The organism is Bacteroides sp. 214 (assembly GCF_010501015.1).
Lineage (GTDB): Bacteria > Bacteroidota > Bacteroidia > Bacteroidales > Bacteroidaceae > Bacteroides.
In genome coordinates this window covers 75,807-97,396 of sequence record NZ_QVML01000004.1, presented here as the reverse complement: position 1 = coordinate 97,396, position 21,590 = coordinate 75,807, and the positions used below count along the sequence as shown (strand labels likewise).

13 protein-coding genes and 1 pseudogene are annotated in these 21,590 nt (G+C 44.7%); 1 reads left to right on the top strand and 13 read right to left on the bottom strand.

The window, feature by feature from the left end; translation table 11 throughout:
* Positions 1 to 110 precede the first annotated feature (110 nt).
* The 12 genes and pseudogenes from D0T50_RS04930 to D0T50_RS04870 all read right to left on the bottom strand — a co-directional run bounded on the left by D0T50_RS04930 (position 111) and on the right by D0T50_RS04870 (position 20,063).
* Positions 111 to 728 carry a hypothetical protein gene (locus D0T50_RS04930; RefSeq protein WP_163222399.1) on the bottom strand — a complete coding sequence of 206 codons (618 nt, stop codon included), beginning with the start codon at positions 726 to 728 and terminating at the stop codon, positions 111 to 113.
* A gap of 157 nt (positions 729 to 885) precedes the next feature.
* Positions 886 to 1,650, bottom strand: coding sequence for a hypothetical protein (locus tag D0T50_RS04925; protein ID WP_163222398.1), 765 nt, complete (start codon positions 1,648 to 1,650; stop codon positions 886 to 888).
* Between the two features lie 708 nt (positions 1,651 to 2,358).
* A complete protein-coding gene (locus D0T50_RS04920; RefSeq protein ID WP_163222397.1) occupies positions 2,359 to 3,930 on the bottom strand; it encodes a sodium:solute symporter in 1,572 nt (523 codons plus the stop codon).
* Positions 3,931 to 3,953: 23 nt separating this feature from the next.
* Positions 3,954 to 5,610: pseudogene (locus D0T50_RS13935) on the bottom strand (cobalamin-dependent protein).
* 148 nt (positions 5,611 to 5,758) lie between these two features.
* Positions 5,759 to 8,038: an alpha-xylosidase gene (locus D0T50_RS04905; protein WP_163222394.1), complete on the bottom strand. Its 2,280-nt coding sequence runs from the start codon at positions 8,036 to 8,038 to the stop codon at positions 5,759 to 5,761.
* A gap of 13 nt (positions 8,039 to 8,051) precedes the next feature.
* A complete protein-coding gene (locus tag D0T50_RS04900) occupies positions 8,052 to 9,917 on the bottom strand; it encodes a right-handed parallel beta-helix repeat-containing protein (protein ID WP_163222393.1) in 1,866 nt (621 codons plus the stop codon).
* Positions 9,918 to 9,924: 7 nt separating this feature from the next.
* Positions 9,925 to 11,400 carry a sodium:solute symporter gene (locus D0T50_RS04895; RefSeq protein ID WP_163222392.1) on the bottom strand — a complete coding sequence of 492 codons (1,476 nt, stop codon included), beginning with the start codon at positions 11,398 to 11,400 and terminating at the stop codon, positions 9,925 to 9,927.
* Positions 11,401 to 11,424: 24 nt separating this feature from the next.
* Positions 11,425 to 12,342 (bottom strand): dihydrodipicolinate synthase family protein, encoded by a 918-nt coding sequence (locus D0T50_RS04890; protein ID WP_163222391.1) that lies wholly within the window; start codon positions 12,340 to 12,342, stop codon positions 11,425 to 11,427.
* 7 nt (positions 12,343 to 12,349) lie between these two features.
* Positions 12,350 to 14,503 (bottom strand): alpha-L-rhamnosidase C-terminal domain-containing protein, encoded by a 2,154-nt coding sequence (locus D0T50_RS04885; protein WP_163222390.1) that lies wholly within the window; start codon positions 14,501 to 14,503, stop codon positions 12,350 to 12,352.
* A 3-nt stretch (positions 14,504 to 14,506) separates the two neighbouring features.
* Complete coding sequence (locus D0T50_RS04880; protein WP_163222389.1) at positions 14,507 to 16,348, bottom strand: right-handed parallel beta-helix repeat-containing protein; 1,842 nt, start codon at positions 16,346 to 16,348, stop codon at positions 14,507 to 14,509.
* Positions 16,349 to 16,371: 23 nt separating this feature from the next.
* A complete protein-coding gene (locus D0T50_RS04875) occupies positions 16,372 to 18,450 on the bottom strand; it encodes a glycoside hydrolase family 127 protein (protein WP_163222388.1) in 2,079 nt (692 codons plus the stop codon).
* Positions 18,451 to 18,863: 413 nt separating this feature from the next.
* Positions 18,864 to 20,063, bottom strand: a complete 1,200-nt coding sequence (locus D0T50_RS04870) for a VapE domain-containing protein (RefSeq protein ID WP_239058211.1) — start codon at positions 20,061 to 20,063, stop codon at positions 18,864 to 18,866.
* A gap of 365 nt (positions 20,064 to 20,428) precedes the next feature.
* On the opposite strand from D0T50_RS04870, the gene D0T50_RS04865 reads away from it, so the two are divergent.
* Positions 20,429 to 21,058 (top strand): HU family DNA-binding protein, encoded by a 630-nt coding sequence (locus tag D0T50_RS04865; RefSeq protein ID WP_163222386.1) that lies wholly within the window; start codon positions 20,429 to 20,431, stop codon positions 21,056 to 21,058.
* Positions 21,059 to 21,340: 282 nt separating this feature from the next.
* Here the strand turns inward: D0T50_RS04865 and D0T50_RS04860 are convergent, their stop codons facing one another.
* Complete coding sequence (locus D0T50_RS04860) at positions 21,341 to 21,565, bottom strand: hypothetical protein (protein ID WP_163222385.1); 225 nt, start codon at positions 21,563 to 21,565, stop codon at positions 21,341 to 21,343.
* Positions 21,566 to 21,590 lie beyond the last annotated feature (25 nt).

Sequence of the window (21,590 nt, the reverse complement as noted above, 5' to 3'; positions counted from 1 at the left end):
ATCATATCGTTCAAAACGAAAGATAAAGTCTGCAACATAGCTGATTACTATGAAAGTATATAAAAAAACATAAGGTCTTTCTCTTAATCTCATTATCCGAATTTTATAATTTACCACCAATTCATACAATCTCCAAATTCATATACAGCGATAGCTGCCCCTACCCAGCCTAGATATTTTGCTACTATTTTTCTCAGAGCAGTTTTTACCGCAGACCTACTCATACTCGCTATTCCCTTTTGCATCAATTCTCCAATAGCCGTAATACCGACAGCCTGTAATGCACAATTAAAAACTTGAGATCGAGTAACCGTTTGATCATCTGGGCATTTTTCAAGTCCAGTTAATAAACTTACATTATCAAATGTATCAATTACTTCAACCCCTTTTTCAGCCTCTTCTTCGACAGCTATGATTATAAGTCCTGCCTCAATCAATTTATCATCAGTTATTCCACCCAGGTCTTCTGCTATTTCCTCCTCAGACAGCCCGTAAGTTTTCAAAGTGTTTAATGATATTTGTGCTAGTTCACGCTTCTCACTATCAGTTAAAACCAGCTCAGCACCTCTTGTTAACTTTGACGAATAAATCTCAATCGTTTTATTCATTAGCATTGTTTTAAAATAAGGATCAACTGGTTGATTAACAAATTTGTCCTGCTCATTTGAACATGAAAGGAATAAGATACTTAAAGTTGCAATTACGACCAAATTTAATAAGTTTTTCATAAATCTGTTGTTTAAAGGATTAATAAATAATTTTATTTGATGACGGCAAAACAAGACAAAAGTGTCTAATCCCCCAAAAAAACAGGGTATCAAAAAAGTAGTAATTTGAAGATGCAGGGTATTAAAAATGTATCAAAACAATGTATCTAATTAATTATTAAGTATTTATTCTAAACAGCAACAACATCTCGAATTCCAGTTTTTTCCTAAGCCTTTGCCTTCTTGACTTTGAAGCAGCTTCACTCGAAAAAAAAGAATAAAGCACTTTGGAAGGAAGTCCTAAAGAGCTAAAAACACAAAAATCAGCATCTGTTTTGTTCAAAGAGTATTTGGTAATCAAATCATTGATTACCAAATAAAAATGATTTCGCATCTGTTTTAGAAACTGTTCTCTATCCGAATTTGCCATATAAAATTCTTTTTCATCGACATGAACTATTATTGATAGCATTTCCTCATAGTATTTTTCTTTCTTAAACATCTTTGTCTGAACAGCCAAGTTTCGTCTTATCTGCTCAAAAGGAGTTTCCTTTTTAAAGAACTCTTTTTCGGTTGTTTCCTCAAAAGCAGCATACAACGCATTGGTTTGCGTTTGCAACATTTGTTTTTGCTGAAGAATAATTTGAGCTTTTCTATAATTTTCCATCAAAAGAAATACAGAAGCCGATAGTAACAAGGAAAAAACTCCTATTATGATCCCATCGTATTTCTGCCTACTCTCCAATTCACTCATACAAACAGACTGTTCACGTTCGCTCATCAGCATTAAAGAGTCATTGGTGTGCTGTAAGACACTGTCCGTACAGCACGTTATTAAAGAATCAGAACGAAGCAATAATGGGTTAGTTATTCTTTTTTGCGAACAAGAGCAGAAAAGCAGAAATAAAATAGAAAGGAAAAGTAAACGTTTATATGTTTTCATGTACATTAATAAAATAGAACGTATAGGCAAATATACAAAAAAGTTATTATCATCCAAGAAAAACGTTTGGGTATAATGATATTGCCCCATTGTCAATTTGTCAAAATGTCAATCCACCATAACTCCCGAAATTCGGCCAATATCTGCCTCAAGCTCAAAAAAACGCAACCACGGAGATTAAAATAAAACAGAATGATACCAAATAAAACAGAAACCCATCATTGTGATATACAAATAAACAATATCTCGCAAAAACAAACAAGAATGCACACTCTTGCTATCTTTTTATTTATTGAGCACAGCCATCAAAAAGAGCAAAGAATCTATTATTTTTGCATACTTTCCTCAAGAATATTCAATATCAACAATTAAGCAGTGAGATTGGAGATGAAAACCAATGAGATTACAAGTAAAATCCAGTGATTCTAAAGGTAAATGCCATTGAGATTTGGGTATTCGTCCAATGGAATTCACCTTTGAAGCTTATAGCATTTGGGATTGAAGCTTATACCTCTTCCGTTTGAAGTCTATATTTCTGTAATTTGAAGCTTGTTCTAATAGGAAATAGAAGAGAAGTTTGGGTTAAATAAAAAAGCAACCCCCTTCAGTTGACTTCTGAGAGGGGTTGCTTTGGATTAATATGAATAAAAACAAAATACAGAAAAATAAAATGATTCCATATTCATCATTTTGATTTCAATTTGCTTGTTAATGCCCATTAAACAAAACATATAGCCCAATCATCACAACAATGAGTAATGCCCACAACAGCACCACCTGCTTGGCAGGCGCGATAATTGCACCAAAGTTGAGTGTATTCTCTGTTTTCTTACTTCTATCGAACAACGACACCACAATCATAGTCACCGAAATAGCCACAAACAGCAAGAACGAAAGCATCATGAAGTGTGGCCAGAAGTCGTACTTATCGGCAGGTAGTACCCACAAATAAAGAATACCAACCGTAAGACTGAACACGGTGCCGAGGGTTAATGCCATATTGGCGGCGCGAACAGTTGTTTTCTTCCAGAACACTCCGAATAAGAACACAGCCGCCATAGGAGGAGCTATGAAACCAAGTACTGACTGGAACACATTAAAGAGATTTAATCCTTTGATACTGTCAATAGCAATGGTTATCAAGATAGAGACAACAGAACCTACCACAGTTATAACACGTCCCATCTTCACAATTTGTTGCTGAGAGGCTTCAGGGTTCATACGTTTTACGTAAATATCCATGGTAAACACGGTACTCAGCGCATTGAGTGCCGAACCAATAGTGCTAACCAATGCGGCAACAAGCACCGCCATCACCAAGCCTACCATTCCTTGCGGGAAGAGGTTTGTAACCATCGTCATATAGGCTTCGTCGGGGTTGGCGAGCGTAGGATAAAGTGCCAAACAGATTACACCGGGAAGAATATAAAGCGGCATGTCCAGTATCTTTAACCAACCGGTAAAGTTAGCACCCAACTGTCCTTGCTTCAGGTTCTTTGCAGCCAGTACCGGTTGCACCATCGACTGGTCGGTACACCAAAACCAAACACCCATCACCGGATATCCCAACAGAATGGGTAGCCACGGGAAGTCAGGGTCGCTATTGGGCTGAAACAAATTCCAATAGCCTTGCGGAACAGCCTCAACAAGTCCGCTTACACCGCCTACTTTGTGTAAGCCAAGCAGCGTAAGAGTGAGCGATACCACAATAAGCAATATCATCTGGAACACATTTGTATAAGCCACCGCCTTCAGCCCACCCAACATTGTAAAGAAGGCTGCGATAAGCAATAACAGGATAGCCGACTGCCACATGGGGATATCGAATATCTGCTTGATAAGAATGCCACCGGCAAAGAGCGTCAGCGCCAACCAGGAAATAAGAATGGTAACAATGGTGTACCATGCCAGGATATTGCGCGTAGATTGTCCGAAACGCTTGCCCATAAACTCGGGAAGCGTCACCACCTTTGCCCCTAAATAGCGCGGTGCAAAGACAAACGCCAATAAGAAGATAAAGACAAACGCATACCATGCGAAATTGGCAGAAACAATCCCTGTGGTAAAACCCGCACTGGCAGAAGCTATCAGCATGGACGGTCCTACATTAGTACCCCACATGGAAAACCCAATAGAAGGCCATTTCAGAGAATTGCCTGCCAAGAAAAGATGACTCCCTTTTTTGCGGTTACTACTTGCCCAGATGCCAATGGCAAACAGGATCACAAAATAGATGATAAGGATGCCCCAATCCAATGTTTCCATGTAGTGTGTATTCATATAGTATGGTTTGTTTTAAGAGTTTATACGCCCATTAATTCTTTGGCTACGGCTACGGCGGAGTTAGCATTGTCGCTATAACCATCGGCACCTATTTGTGTGGCAAACGTTTGGTTGACAGGTGCGCCACCTACCATCACCTTAACCTGTTCGCGGATGCCCGCCTGCTTCAACGCATCTATTACTATTTCCATTTCGCCCATAGTAGTGGTAAGCAACGCGCTGATGCAAAGAATATCAGCATTATGTTCTTTTACCGCTTCCACAAACTTTTCGGCAGACACATCAATACCGATGTTGACAACCTCAAAACCACATCCTTCGAACATAGCAGCTACGAGATTCTTGCCGATGTCGTGCAAGTCGCCTTTTACAGTACCAATAACCACTTTACCAATGGTAACTGAAGCTTCGCCTTGCAAGAGTGGTTTAAGTAGTTCGAGTGCACCCTTCATGGCACGTGCCGACATAAGGAGCTGTGGCACGAATGCTTTCCCGTCTTGAAAACGTTGCCCTATTTCGCCCATGGCTTTAATCATATAGTCGTTGATGATGGTTTGCGGGGCTACGCCTGCATCAATAGCTTCGCGGGTTACTTCCACTGCCGGTTCCAGTTTGCCGGCAAGGATGGATTCGTAGAGTTGATTTAGTTCCATTTGATGTTATTTTTAATTGTTTTAATTGTTTGATTCTTTACTTGTAGCTTTCCACTATCTTCACAGCCTGCTCTATCTCTTTTTCATTTTTGAAATCCATCAAGATATTCAGTCCGTCTGTTCCCACATTATCCAATAAGGGGCGCAATTCATCGAGTGCTACCCAACAAGCCATGACACTCTTTCCTCCTGCCAGAATTTTGCGATACAAGTCGTACCATTTAGGGTCTCCTCCTTGTGGTTCGCCTACTCCGGGTGTCCACTGAATGGCGTTGAGTTCTTCTATTTCGAGCAGCGCATCAAGATGGCGGATAGCTCCCACTCCATCCAGATGATAGAGCGTATAATCAATCTTCCGGCATTGCTCCCGCAGGTACGGAAGAGCGAAACGTCGGAAATCTTCTTCGCTAATCATGATGGATATATCGCTTTGTAGCTTGCTTACCTTACCGGGCCCCCAAATGGAGAAATAACAAAACGCCATTTCATCACCCTCCCTAATAATATCGTACAGTTCGTCGAAGACACGGAAATAGATATCGTTCACTGCTTGGAGTTGTCGCTCAAGAAGTTCGGGGTTCAGCATGGTATCCATCAATACAGTATCCGTGCCGCGGATGGCAGCCAAGACATCGAGCCCTTCCATCAAATCGGGCATACCTACATAGTAACGTCCCTTAGCACGTTGCTTACAGGCACGCAACAAATCTTTATGCAGTTGCCACGCCGGGCTTTCGGGATTGAATACAATATCATCCTTCGGTTGCGGGTCGGGATGTATCCAGATAGTATCTTCGCCACCCTCGAGCACTCCACCAAGAATAGCAGCGAGCGAGCCGGGTCCTAATTGAGTATTAGCCACAGGCGGTATATCCGCCAGAAAAGAGCTGTTCGCCAAATAGTAATCTAACTGCGCGGCACGCCATTGCGGGTCAAACCAACGTTGGTTCAAATCCTTTGCGGGAGGTGGTGGGGCAATTGTCGCATCGTGCGAAACGACACCTGTTTGCAGGTGCTCCCACATATTGATAAGTATGCCGCGACCATTCCACCAATCGAGGTAGCGGCGTTGGCTTTCGTTCCAGTTGGGTTTTAGCCTCTCCCCGACCCTCTCCAAAGGAGAGGGAGATGAGTTGGTTACGTTGTTTTCAGTATCTTGCATTTTATTCTTTTTATTTATTGAGGATACTCATTATTGTATCATACAAACTACCTCCTCCTCCCTCTCCTTTGGAGAGGGCTGGGGTGAGGCGTTGTTTCTTCAAATCCATTTCGTCTGTGCATTGCACCACTTCCGGATACATTGGAATTTCTGCTCCATAACGCACATACACCGGCATCTCATCCAACGGCACAGTTACATTCTTCAGCCATTGTCCACCTTCGTACACCTCGCCGGTAAAAAAATGCACCCACTTACCTTCGGGCAAATAGATATCCCGGCAACCTTCGCTGTTCATTACAGGTGCAACCAGGAAGTCATCGCCAAAGTAATACTCATCATCAATGTGCCAGCAAAGTTTATCGTCGACATGATGAAAAATCAACGCACGCAGCAATGGATAACCCGAGCGGGTAGCAGCTTCACTTTGCGCCATTATATAAGGAAGAAGCGCATAACGCAAGTTCCACCATTTTTTTACAATATCGGCTACGGCAGGATAGCACCATGGTTCGCGTTTGGAAGTACCATGATAGCGTATATGCGAAGAGAAAACTCCAAACTGCGTCCAACGCACATAAAGATCGTCGGCTACGGGAGAGTTCATAAAGTTGGGCAGCGAGTGGAAACCCGGCACATCATGGCTCCAAAAAGCAAATCCTGAGAGTCCGAAGTGTAGTCCACCTTTAAGCGAGCCCGCCAATCCATCCCACGTAGCGGCAGAGTCGCCACCCCAGTGCAGAGGATATCGCTGACAACCCGCCCATCCGGCACGTGCCCAAACAATACCATCGCCGGTAACATCCTTAGTTATTTCGTAAGCGGCTTTTTGATAAAGTAAAGCGTAGAGATTATTGAGCAGAGCAGGTGACATACCGTGATACTTGGCATCCATATGGATGTTCTCGCCAAAATCTGTTTTAATACAAGCTACTCCCATATCGAGCAGGTTTTTAAGCAACCCTTTGTACCACTCTACAGCAGGTGGATAGGTAAGGTCGATGGTTCCTGCATAATCCAGTGCGGAGAAGTTGGAACCGTCCGTTTGCTGCACTTTAGTAAGTGGGGCTATGTAGTTGTTTTCGCGCGCTTCGTTTATTTGCTCGGCATCTTCGGCTACGTAGGGTAATTGCCACAACGATACACGATAACCATCTGCTTTTAATTGATGAATAAAGCCTTTTGGGTCGGGGAAGCGTTCTTCATTAAACTTCCATTCGCAAAGCCAGTCGGTTTTGAACCATCCGGTATCTAAGTGAATCACGTCGCAAGGGTATTTTTCGCGTCGCATACGATTGCAAATCTCTGTTACTTCGTCAGCGCTGAAATAGGTCATACGGCTCATCCACACACCAAAGCTCCAAAGCGGAGGCATCGAAGGGAAACCTGTAAGGCTACGGTAACCTTTAAGTATTGACTCGGGAGTATCTCCGGCTATCAAGAAAGCATCCAGCATCGGTTGGTCACTTAAGAACTGTACCGAGCGGGTAGAGTGATCGGCTAGCGAGAGTTTACTGTGCGCGCTGGTGTGATAAAACACACCATACATGCGACTGGAAATAAAGAATGGTATATTCTTGTAAGCGCGACGGTTGTTTACACCTTGCCCATCTTGGTTTTTCAGTTGAAAGGTATGCCCGCTTAAATCCATTTTGTAGAAACGTTCGCCGGTACCAACAAAAGCTTCGTCGGGTTGTACCTCGAACGAAAGGGTGGCGCGTTCTTTATTTCCTTCTTTCACCACATAGGCTAAAGGTAGTGCATCGTAACGAGGAGGCGAGAAATGATCATAAGCACTTAACCTGATAGCTTTCTTTCCGTCCGGCCAAAAAGTTATATCGGGAGCCTCTTGCGGAGCAGGCAGTAAGTCGCTCCAGTAATCGAGTACAGGGCTTTTAAGATTTACCAAAGCGCGTCGGGTATTGCTTTCATCAAGAATTAGCCATTCACCATCACCCTCTACTACATGTAGTGGCATTTTCCGAATAGAAGGATCGAACTGCAGCATATCCGAATCATCGCTTAGCTCGTACGCTCCTAAACCTGTAAAAACACGAAGAACACCTTGCGTGTATTGCCTGAGGATAAGTACTGATTCCTCTCTTGAAGCTGTTGTATCGGCAGCCATATCGTTAGAGAGCAACTGTTTCTGATAAGGGATGGTTATGTGTATGTCTCCGCCTTTCGCTTGAATCGTTGTGGGGCGACATGATTTCCAAAGAGCCTCGTCGGTTTTCAAGTCAATATCGAAATCAAGAAAATCGAAGAGATGATAATTAGTTTGTTTCATTAGTATCTTGTTTTTATCTGTTTTGCAACTTTTCTTTCCATTCTTTTTGTATCCCTGCGGCTTGTTTAATTGCCACATCAACCATTGGTCCGTTATTATTCCACACATTTCCCGGCCCGGGAGTATTCGTTCCAAATCGTGCTTCAGGACACCAGTTATTCTCCACAATATAATAGGAAGTTGCTTCGTCAAAATAAATATAGAACGCGCGCTCATTGGTAGCATAAGGTGCATCTATAAGCGCTTCTATACGGTTGCCCGTCATGCTCGACTCTGGTTGCGAAGAAAGGGTATACAATCCGCCGGCATCATAGAGTTGCTTTGCGAAATGGTGTACGTAGTTATTGCGGATGTGATTGTTTCTCATACCGCTATCCAGTTTTGTCCATCCCCATCCCACACAAATACCCGAATAGTTCACGTGGCTTACTTCGTTGTGTTCAATCGTCGTATTTGCCACATATCCCGCAGCAATACCCACACAACCCCAATCTTCGTTGGTTACTTCGGTTATCAGGTTATTGGCTATACGGATATCCGAGCAAAGCTCATCCATATTCAAGGGTTTGTAGGGTACGTGTGTTTCAAATCCACCGTCGGGGAAAGTGCCTAAAAGTATAGCCGTTCCACCAATATCGGTAAAGTAACACCCTGCTACTGTAGATTGAGTAGCCGCCCATTCGTAATCGAGCGCGGTAGCCGCCAATCGTTTGAAGTCACATCCCGTAAAGTTTATGTGCGAAGCACCTTTTATACGGATAGCAGCCTCAGGACGTGCAATCCATGCCTGATTCTCCAGTTCGGCTTTTTCGGGCAACCCCGGAATAAGTAATTTATAGGCATCCAATAGATGAAAACCGCCCTGCAATGTAACATGTCCTTGATACGATGGTCGCAACCAGGCAGCATGCTCAAAACCAATTCCTTCAAAATGAATATGGGCAACAGGACGTTCCAGCGTACCATCTACCCGAACCAGTTCTTCCAGTGCGGGTACAATAGCAGTAGCCACACGCATATCTTCACCTTCGCGAGGCCAGTAATACACGTTGCCCGATGGGTATTCGCGATACCACTCCCCCGGTTGGTCAAGTAATTGCAAAGCGTTACACAAATAAAAAGAGGAATTTCCTTTTTCTTCACCAATAACCGGTTGCGGCCACGGATGGGCAAATTCCAATTGGCTTTCGGGTTCATGAAAGGTAACGTCTGTTACATTGCCTTTTACATTCAAATTCTTTACACGAAGTATGGCAGTAGCCCAACGTTGGTGTATCACCATTTCCAGTTGCTTCGCTGTTTCCAATCCTGACACATTGGGTGTAGGGATGCGGATAATTTGCTCGCTTGGTACAAAGTCAATCATCCGTTCCATTTCTCCGGGAGCAAATTGAGCTGCACAAACAGCCTTTGCGCCATTTACCCATAACTGCCGAAAGTCTAAAAGACGATTAGCAATCATAGGAGACTCCGCTACCCATACTTTGCCTTGTGCAGATTCGGGTAATCCGGCTATTCGTTCGCTAACCAACCGCCAACCGGTTACTTGTACGCCTCCACTTATTACGGGGCGGGCACCGGGTGCGGCAGTAATTATTGTCGGACTATCAATAGTACCACTATCTTCGGGACGAACAAACAATGTGCGTGTTTGTGAATAAACACCATCTTCTAAAAGAATACGTATACCACCCTCAACAAGAGGATTGGATAAACGTCTCCACTCGCGCGCTTGTTTCAAAGCTTGCGCAACAGTTAAGAGCGGTGCATTCTTTGTACCTTCATTGCTATCATTACCTCGCAAGCTTACCCATATTTCTCCGGCACACACCGGCAGTAATAGTAATAACCCGCATAGTATCAATAATAGTCGTTTCATATTCTCTTTATTTAGGTTGCTTGGTGCATACCAGTTTGGATAGTAAGAAGCCAACCAGGAAGATGACAATCGTTCCGAACACAATCGTCAGGTTAGCATGGAACGGACTACGAAATTCAGTAAGGAAGCCATCTGTAAAGAAGATAGGTGAAAGGCTCATCCACATCACAACGATAACTCCGGCAATGGTACCGATTATGGCATCGATGTTTCGTGCTTTCTTACTAATATACCCCAATAAAAACAGTCCCAGCATACCTCCACTAAAGATGGATGATAATGCCCACCATGCGTCCAATGCGCTCTCTACTTGCAAAAAAGCAATAGCAACAAAGATCCCAATAACCGCTACACCTATGTTGGAGATGTAAATCATGCGCAAGCTCTGTTTGTCGGTAGCTTTTTTATTAAAAAAGCGTTGATAGTAATCCGTTACAACAATCGTAGCCGAACTGGTAATGCTGGTAGCTACCGTACTCATGCCGGCAGCAAAAATAGAAGCTATAAGCAATCCGGTCAATCCCATTGGTAATTGGTTTACAATGAAGTACGGAAAAACCGAGTCGCCCGTTACATCGCTTGGCAGAAGTCCTGGCTGTACCTTATAGTATGCGTAGAGCGCCGTTCCAATCAAAAAGAAAATAGCCGAAACGGGAATAAACAAATACCCGCCAAACAAAGCAGAAAACTTAGCACTCTTTTCGTCCTTAGCAGTAAGATAGCGCTGTACATAATTCTGGTCGATACCATAGTTCTGCAAATTGATAAAAACACCGTACATCAGGCAAACCCAGAAAGTAGATTCCGTAAGACTGGAGCCAAAGCTACCTAAAGAAAATTTATTGTCTGCTACGGCAATATCCCAAAACTGTTTAGGGCCTTCGGGCATACCAAAGATTAACGCCAATACACAAACCAACGCACCACCAATCAGTATAAAGCCCTGAATAGCTTCCGTCCAGATAACTGCTTTGATACCACCCAACATTGCATATACAGTGATGGCAATAGAGGTAATCACAATAATCGTTTTAATATCCCAGCCTAGCAATGCATTCATCGGTAGTGCCAGCAGGTAAAGGATAGAACCCATACGAGCTACCTGCGTGAGCAGATAACAAGTAGAGGCATATACCCGCGCCCACGGGCCAAAACGTGTTTCAAGGAAGGAATAAGCAGAGACACTGCCTAAGCTTCGATAGAAAGGTACGAAGTATTTGGCGGCAAAATAAGAAGCGATAGGGATAGAGAGTCCGAACACAAAAGCATTCCAGTCGCTCATATAGGCCTTACCCGGATATGCTAAGTAACTGATACTGCTCACGTAGGTGGCAAAAATACTCATCCCAACTACCCAGCCGGGTAGCGAACGACCGGCCGCGGTCATTTCATCACTGGTACGTTTCTTCTGGAAAAAGGAGCAACCAAAGAGTACGACTCCTCCGGTAAATACAAGAAAGACAATAATATCAAGTATGGTCATATTGAAACGGGTTATTGCTTATTTTTATAATTTTATCTCACTTAGCGCCCGGCGGATACGTTCCACCTCTGGTTCTTCAAATTTGTAGAACGGTGCAGCTACATGATTGCTGCAAACGCCCAATAAGCCCAATGCACATTTCAATCCTTTCAGGTAGCTACTGCCATACTTACCTACGGTATAAATCGTTGTAGATATTTGCATAATTGTTTTCTGCAAACGGCGAAGCTCTTCCAAGTCTTCGGCTTTAGCAGCATTATACATACGCACATAGAGTTCGGGGAACATATTTGCACCACCGTTTATACCGCCATGTCCGCCCATCAGTACCACTTCACCGGTAATTTCTTCGGGACCTACCAACATCGCAAAATCAGGACGATGCTTCATGGCTGTTAATACACTCTGAAAATACACCGCGTTGGCTGAGCTATCTTTGAAACCGATAACATTCTTGTTTTCGGCAATGACACGAATCGTTTCGGGAGCAAAATTCACCTTCGTGTGGCTTGGCATATTATAAAGGAAGAGAGGCAAGGGCAGTTGCGCTACCAAGTCGCGATAGTATGCTACAAGCTCTACCTGGCTGGGTGCAAAATAATAAGGAGGCGCCGAAACAACCGCATCGGCACCATATTTAGCTGCATAGTTTGCCAAATTCACACTCTCTGTAAGACTGGTATCGGTTATGCAGACCAACAGCGGCAATCGTTTGTTGTTTATGCGACTTGCCTCTACAATCATCTGCCGGCGCAAATCATAGCTCAAACTTTGTGCTTCGCCTGTGGTGCCGAGTATAAATAAACCATGCACACCACCTGCTATCAGTCGTTCAATCAGGTTTTCGAGTCCCTTAACATCGAGTGTATCGTTGTCCAATAAAGGAGTTACCAAGGGAGGGATAATGCCACTCAATGGGGCATTTTGTATCAATCTATTCATCTTATTTTTAATTGTAGGTTATAATTACTTCTTCTTTCGTGTCTATCCACACACGATATTGGTTGTTGGCAAGTGCCTCAACGGTACCAACTGTAGTTATAGGTTGGGCAGTAGCATTAAAGGTTACATAGCCACAACCTTCAGTTGCTTTTATCTTAATTTGATGGGCATCCATATACAGATGAATATCGCCATTGGGTGTGGGTACATTACTTTCCATCCACTCCAACCCGCCTAATACCGGTTGAATAGCAAATTCTTTGTAACCCTCCTTTACCGGACGAATACCAACGTAATATTTTCCTAACAAGTATATCGGGCTTGCACCCCATGCGTGACAAAGGCTCTTGCCATAGGGGCGACCATACATCGCTAAATGTTTCACACCACTTTCTTCCGGATTGTATTTCTCCCAGAACGAAGTGGCACCTTCCTTGAGCATACCACCCCAATACGCTTTCATCTCTTTCATCACCTCTGTTTGTTCGCCCATCGCGCACAAAGCTTCCAGTTCATAGAAACGCATATAAGGGGTAGTGATTTTTAATATATCGTCATTCAGCAATACCGATTGCTTAATCTTTTCTTTCTTTGTTTCATCCAGATAGCCAAAGAAGACCGAGAACATATTTGCGTAACGTGTTACAGCTTCGCTTTGCTCGCCGTCGACCCGGTTATGCACCAACGCTTGTTTGCTTTCATTCCAGAAGGCAGGGAGCAACTTGCTTCGTAAGCTATCCGCAAGCTGATTGTATTTCTGTTCTTCGGCTTTATTGTCGACCAACTTAGCACACAGCGCCATCGTCTCCAAACTCTTACAGAAGAGTACCTGTTCAAAAGCGAGTTCGCCTTTTTTATCCAGATAGCCATCCGCCCAGTCCACAAACACCCAGTCGCCCGAGAGACCTTCTACCATACCTTCTTTGTTGGTACGCCCCAGCACATACTCCATCATTGTTTGCATACGCGGATAGATTTGTGCCACGAAATGCTTATCGCCCGTATACATATAATAGTCATAAATACTCAAAAACCAGTAGAACGTATAGTCCATAATGGTATTGGAGTGGCTTGTTACCGGGTCTTTGCCACGAAGCAGCCAGATGGTGCGCTTCACCGACTCACTATCGAAGAACAGGTAATAGTTCATCAGATAGCTTTGAATGGCATCGCCACTCCACACCCAGCGGTCGCGCTTTATTCCATCAATAAAGAACTCGCGGGTAGTGAGGTGCATCGTATACGCGCCAATTTCCCAAATGCGGTTCAGTTCCTCATCGTTGCAGCGGAAAGTACCGCGATAGTCTACAGGGAGATATTCGTAGTGCATTGTAACCTTTTCGATGGTTACCGTAGGCGATTTCTCTATATAAAGGTAGCGATATGCCTTGCTATTCAATAATGTATAATCGGTTTGCCGGTCTGTGGTCACATCGAGCGCCAAGTCGGTAATACTTTCCGGTTCGATGATTAACTTATCCAGTGTCTCGCAAAACTCAGTATCCAACGCCTCTTCCGGACTTTCGCCATAGTAGAGATTGATAGTACCGTTTCCTTTCAGCCCACACAGACAGATGTATCCAAAGGTTTCTTTGCCAAAGTCTACAAGTTCGCCATGCGCTACCTTGGTTACATGTACCGCTTCCATCAACTCGGTTGCCAAACGGAATTGCGAGGGCTTGTTGTCTGCGCTATTGAAGTTCCAGCATCCTGCATCCATGTATACAGTAGCCGAAGTATCGCTCGCTTTACCACTTTCGTCAATCCACTCTTTATCTTCGAAAGTAACCTTCCATGTATTGTCGCTGTTTACGGTTTTGCCGCTCACAAACAAAGCAGGAGGGGTTGCTTGATTGTACACCTTAATATTAAGGTTGTGTTCGCCCGCCGGAAGCGTAAATTTCTTGGGCGCTCCAAATTGTAGCTTGCCATCGAGTTTCACATTATAGCGACCTTCTACCGCAATGGTTATCTCCTCAGGAATGGCTAAGTTCAGTTTTTTGCTAAATTCTACTACCACATAGTGGCTGTCTGTCTTCCAGAAAGGAGGGAAGAAAGCTCCACGTTCAGTACGGCGGTTGTTCATTTCGTTGCCCAACCATATTTCGTAGTCGCCCGGATACCATATCCAAGTGGGCGCATTTGTTTGCTTAGATGTCATCAGCTATCTTTTTTTATATTCGTCTTCTAATCCGGCGCGATTTTTTATCTCCTCGCTAACGGCAGCACCATTGTTTGTCCACACATTACCCGGCCCGTTGGCGTTTTGAAGGTACTTCTCTCCTTCCGTCCAGTTATCCTTTACGGTTATAAAGGAAGAACCTTCGTCGGTATAAAGATAGAACCAATGGTTAGGATCGTGTACATAACCCGGCTTGTAGATGCTATGCACACAGTTTTCGGTTACATAGCTTTTGGGCTGCGACCCGAGCGTATAGATACCCGCCGTGTCGTACATGTGCTTGCCATAGTGGTGAATAAGGTTGGCATGTACCGTATTATTGCGCATACAGTTTACGGTTTGCGTCCATCCCCATCCCAAACTGATGCCGGAGTAAGATACCTCGCTTATTTCGTTGTGTTCAATAGTTATGTCGCTCACGTACCCGGCAGCGATACCTATACAACCCCAATCTTCATTGGTAACGTTGTTTATGTAGTTATTACGGATTCGTTGGAAAGAGCAAACTTCGCGACGATCAGCCGGATCGTAGGGTATATGCGTTTCGTGTGCAAGTGGCGAGAAAGAACCCACCACAATACCACTACCGCCAATGTCGGTAAAGTTACATCCTTCTACCAAGCCACCCCGATTGCCATATACATAGTCCAGACCGGTAGACGCTAATTGGCGGAAGCCGCAACGGATAAAATCAATATCATTACCTTCGGATATCTGCACAGCGGCAGCCGGGCGACCAAGCCACCCTTGATTATCGAGTTTGTGATTGCGGTAGTTGCGAATCATTTTAGGAGTGATGCGATAAGCATCCGTAAGATACATACCTGCCTGCAACGGCACATGTCCTTGTTCCGAAGGGCGCATCCAAGTGGTATAGGCAAAGTCTATGTTCTCGAAACGAACATGTTTTACCGGATTATCCAGTGTTCCTTTTACCTGAACAAGTGTTTCTATGGCAGGCACAATCGCCTCTGCCTTTTTCATATCTTCGCCTTGTTTGGGATAGTAATAGAGCTTACGGGTGTACACATCGTGAAACCACTCACCGGGTTTATCCAACAGTTCGATAGCATTCGTTAGATAGAAAGCCGAGTTGCGACCATTGGTCGTTACCATCGGTCGTGGCCAAGGGTGTTCAAACTGTATGCGGCTTTCGGGGTTATGAAAACGAACGGCTGCCGAGTCGCCATGCACCTCGATAGATCTTATACGCAGGTTGGCGATACACCACATTTCATGCAACACCATTTCGGCACGGGGAGCTTTCAGTATAGAGCGCACAGCGGTGGTAGGTACCCAAAGTATTTCGTTCACTGGGTCATTATTGATAATACGATGCATCTGTTCAAAGTCGGCTACGTCACGTGCACGTGTGGCTTTCTCGCCATTTATCCAAAGCTGCCGGAAAGTAAGCGGACAACCATTAAACTCGGGCACGTCTGCCACCCATAGTTTACCTTGTTTGCGCCAGTTAGAGATAGCAACTCCGCTATGAAGCGTTGCTCTGCCTCCTTTTTCGGAAGTAATAACGGTAGGCGAATCTGCTGTTCCGCTATCTTCGGGACGTACGAACACCGGTTCGTAGAGTGCATGATAGCCGTCTGCCAAATAGATGGTAACACCATTCTCTACAGAAGGGTCGTTTAAACGACGTAACTCCCGCGCTTGTCGCAAGGCGGAAGTTAACGTCGCTTTCGGTTCGGCCTTGGTACCGGCTGCATGGTCGCTCCCTTTTGGAGAAACCCATATATCGGCGGCACAAAGCGGAAGCGAACAAGTGGATACTAAGAGAGAGAGTATAATTTGCTTACCTGTTATCTTCATGGTTGGTTGTTCTTATTGGGTTATTATCTGCTAAGTGGCATCCACACGGTCATTTCGCTCTTTCCGCGATTACCCCAAGCATAATAGGGTATCAGGCGAATGTTTACCGGACGGTCGGCTTTACCTACCTGGCGGTAGAGCACACCGTTCCACGAGTTGTTTTCGGCTATGCAAGCCTTACCTTCAAGGGCTACTATCGGACTACCTTCAATGGTTATCTTACGGGGAGTGAACTTGATATCGGCAGGAATCAACACATCGTCAATACGTACGCCACCCTCAATATCCATACTCTCCAGGCAATACACCAACGGTCCGCGTTTCACCGCCACTTGGTTGCGTGTTTCTTCTACCAATGGGTGCGATTCCATCAACACGGCTTCCATCGGCATTACCAGTTCTATCTTGTCGCCTTTCTTCCAAACACGGTTTACTTCGGCATAGGTATTCGATGCGAGCGAAGCTGTAACAGGTTCGCCATTTACACTCAACGTAGCATTATTACACCATTCGGGTATACGCAGGAAGATGGAGAAAGCTCTCTTCTTGGGTGCCGCATCAATGGTCAGTAACACATTGCCATCCCATGGATAGTCGGAAACCTGAGTCAGTTTAACTTTATCTCCATTAAGTAGTTTGCTATCCAGCTCGCTACCACCATACAAGTTGCACCACACTCCTTCATTGCTGATGGAATAGGCATAGTTTTGTGCTTCACACAAGGTACGCACGGTGTTGGGCGGGCAACAGAAGCAACTGATATACTCCGTGCGCTCTTTCGGCCAACGTAATGTATAGGGCAGGTCGTGACTGATGCGCAAGGGGTTGGTATAGAAATATTTCTTCCCATCCAAGCTAATACCACTCAATATACTATTGTAGTAACAGTTCTCTACCAGTTCGGTGTATTTTGCATCGCGGTTGGTTTGGAACATACGCCAGTTAAAGAGCATATTACCTATGTTGGCACAAGTTTCGTTGTGTGCCGTGCTGTTGGGTAATTGGTAGGGGCGACCATAACTTTGGTGCACCTTCTGAATACTATCGGGCTGATAGCAGGTAGCGTCGGGAGATGTACCATCGTACAATGCACCACATGCACCGGTAATATACATTTTGCGGGTAACAATATCTTTCCAGATGCTTTTCAGGTTATCCATCAATTTCTTTTCGCCTGTTTCGGCATACACATCGGCTACACCGGCATAGAGGTAATTGGCACGCACCGCATGTCCCATCGCATGGGTTTGCTCGCGGAAGGGAATACGGTCTTGGTTATCGTCCGTACCGTTTTCTACCATGCCACGTATATCAATAAGATTCTTGGAAAGTTCGAGGTAGCGTGGGTTACGGGTAGTGCGATACATTTCTACCACTCCCATATAGTGCGACGGGCAGATAGCATTTCGCGCCAGTTCGGCAGAAGCTGTTTCGTAGAAGTGACATAGGAAATCGGTAGCACGCACGGCTACATCCAGCAATGTTTTCTTTCCTGTGGCGCGATGATGCACGATAGCCGCCATCATCAGGTGTCCTAAATTGTAAGTTTCAAAGTTCAGGCGATTGGCAAAAGCACCTTTTTCGTTCTCTTCGCCCACCTTAGTGCCTATTACGGTATTCGTTTTCTTATGCGTATCTACCCCTCTATTCAGCTCGTCGATAATAACGGGGGTATGTATATATCCGTCTTCGCGTTGCGACTTAGCAATATGCACGATAACGAAATCCATCAGTTCGTCCAGTTTCGGATCTTTGGTAACGGCATAAACCGACGCTACTCCTTCGAACCATTTGTACACATCGCCATCGTGAAACGGTGGTCCCCAATGCTCTCCCGTACACACGCCCGAAGCAATCTCAAAGTTGCGGAAGCCGTGCGATACATCGGGATTCTTCCACGTATCCCACATACTCAAAATGGTTGTACCACTAAAAACGTCGAAACGGTCGCCCCAGAATCCATTTGTCCATTTCACACTGCCCATTTCCGTATTGGCCATTTGGGCATGTTTACTTTGACTCATATCGGTAAGCCCACTCTGTTGGGCATAGACTCCGGTTGCAAAAAAGGAAGCAAGGAAGAAAATACGTAGTGTTTTCATGCTAAATCGTAATGATGGTTTAATTAGAAACTATTTTGAATTTCCACAGAATTATTATTATTATTATTATGGGATGCTTTTGTTTTTTCTTTAGCACTCTTTTCGTCTGTTTCTTCTCTTTTTTGCAGCTCAAATAGCCCGCTATTATCGCCTTAAAAAGAAAACAAACAACCTGAAAATAGCACTAAATAAAAGAACAAGCAAATTCAAAATAGTTTCTATACAAGACGAAGATAATAAATATTTGTACTCAAAACAGCCAAGCCACCTCATTACTCTCTTTTAGGGAATAGGTCTTCACCTTCACAAAACGCTGTAAGCAGATGACAGCAAATGAGTTACGTGTGAAGACCCCCTATTTTATCCTTCACAGGGTCTTCACAGATAAAAAAACCAACCATTATCATAAGCAACTACCTCTGCACCACCCTATACACATTCCCCACCCGTGTATGTACCCGTTCCATACCTGCCGTAACCAACACCTGCCCAAAGTTCTTTGCACACTCTCCCTGCATTGCCGCCCGGTTACTCTCCTTTAGCATTCTGAAAATCTGTGCGGCGCTTAGCTGCAAACACTCCTCGCCCTGTGCTGCCGCGCGAAAACAATCATTCAACACATCGCGCACGGGAGGCACCCGGTAGAATGATTTGTTGTGTGCTTGCAACTCCCGTTCCTCGTCTTCGTTGAGCCAATGACGCGCGCCACCATCCAGTTCTGCCAATAGCTGTGCATAAATCTGTGCGTGGTTTATACCTGTGCAGTCAATCTTCTGCTCTACCTCTATACAGATAAAGCGGCGGCTACCCGTAGGGTCGGTCAGGAGATCCTTGCGGTTGGAAGTTGCGATAAATGATGCTGCACGCGGATACATTTGAAACACCCGTTGGTGTGGCATACGAATGTGCAGCGTGGTTAATTGCATCACATTCTTCAACGTAGCCATCTTGGCGGGCGAGAACTTATCGAACTCATCCAAATTAATCAACCCGCTTTCGGATAGTTTGCGTTCTATCTGCCTCTGCGAAGTAAGCTCCACATTGTCGATGTAATATGGTTGCAGCCGTGGCGGAATGAGCGACTTGCAAAACGTAGATTTGTGCCTGCCCTGCACCGTGCTTATAAGTATAGGTGCTATGCTATTGGCATGATACGAGGTGGTGCCCCGCCACTGATTCACCATGCCCAGCATCCAAATCCGGAAATAACGCACCCAGAGCGGATTGGGAGAAACGCGTGTAGCCAACTCCGCTAAACGGTCGTTGCCACCCCACGCAGGCAACTGAGCAAGGTACTCACGAAGCGGATGGTATCCTTCGATATGGGTAGAGTTGAGGTAGCGCGCCAAGTCCCTATCCCAACAGGCTATACCTCTTTTTAGTAATTCCATGCAGATGGTATTGGTTTCGCGCAAGCCAAGCGGGGCAAACGGGAGTGATGTGTCTTTACCCTTGAATTCATTTTCGCCCGTAAGCTGGTTATACCTGAACTCATACAACCGGGTTAATAACGTTTGCAACTCAACCGTTTGGTTAACTACCTGTTTCGTGGCAACCACCGTTTCTGCGACTACTCTCTTTTTAAGATTTTCTTGTTGTAACTGCGCCAACATTTTTCTTAGTTTTTTTCTACTGTACATGTCGTTAATTTTAAGATACTATTTTGGTTATTATTTGGCGAATATACCACCCCAGAACCCCCTTCTGCAAAGTATTTCGGGGTGGATTTCGAACCATTTGCACTTGCGTAAATAACACTGCAATGCTGCCTTTTTACCAGTGCAATGTTGTATCTTTGTCAATACTAAAATTATCTCTTCACATATGTGATGATATATCGGCACAACTGTGAAGATATATCGTCACAACTGTGAAGAGATATCATCACATATGTGAAGAGATGAAAATCACTCTTCGAAACAAGTAAGAATGCAGTGCAAAAAGCACAAAAAAACAGTAGCTAATAACTAATAAGAAAATGGCAGTACAATTTGAGTTTTATGAGAACCCGTCTAAAGCAGACGAGGGGAAAAAGAAAAAGGGTATTCATGCGCGTGTCGTATCTCGCGAAACGATTACAACGGAGCAGTTGGTGCGCGAAATACATGGACGTAGTTCATTGGGCATAGGCGAAGTGGAGTCTGTGTTGTCTTACCTGTCGCAAAAGATGTCCGAACATCTGCGCGATGGCGACCGGGTGCATCTGGAAGGCATCGGTTACTTTCAGCTGACACTGGCGTGCGAGAAGCCGCTCGTATCTCCAAAGATGACGGCACGCAACGTGAAGTTCAAATCGGTTAAGTTCCGGGCAGACCAGAAGCTAAAGAACCAAGTGTCGTGGGCAAAGATAGAACGTTCTAAAGTAAGAGCGCACTCCGAAAGCTTGTCGGCTATCGAGATAGAGCGTGTATTGACCGGGTACTTTGCCGAACACGAAGTGCTGACCCGCGTCAAACTGCAACAATTGTGCGGCATGACTTCCAGCACCGCCTACCGGCACCTTACGCGCTTAAAGAAGGAGGGCAAACTGAACAACATCGGCACATTACGACACCCTATCTATGTACCTGTGCCGGGGAATTTCCGAATCTCGAAGGATAAAAAATAGGTCGTGAAGGCCCTGTGAAGGCTAAAAGAGGGGGTCTTCACAGGTAACAGGCTGGAGGTGTATTAGTTACAGCGGTTTGTGAAGGTGAAGGCTTGTTTAGAGAAAGGGGAATTGGAGGATATACACACCTTTTTACTGGAATACAAAAAACCTAACGACTTTTGCTTTTTGGAGGCTTAGTGTAGTTAAAGAGGCACAAAGAAAATATTCCTCTTTGCACCTCTTTAGGGTTGTCTATAATGAAGCAGGGGTCTTTCACCCCATCAGCGCGAGTACACGCGTTTACTTACTCACCGTAAATATATCATTCAACAAGTCCTCAACCTCTTGAATCGATGAAGCCGATTGCACATTTGCGCCTCCGCTATTGCCGGTTGGACTGGAGAATGGGTTTGTTTCTCCGCCTTCGGGCATGTTTAGGCTGTTGCTTCCGGTCATTATACTGCCTTCGTTTTGCATTGCTATGATTTCAATGGCCGGGGCCATGTAGGTTATTTGCTTTTTCATTGCGTTATATGGAGTTTTAGGGGTT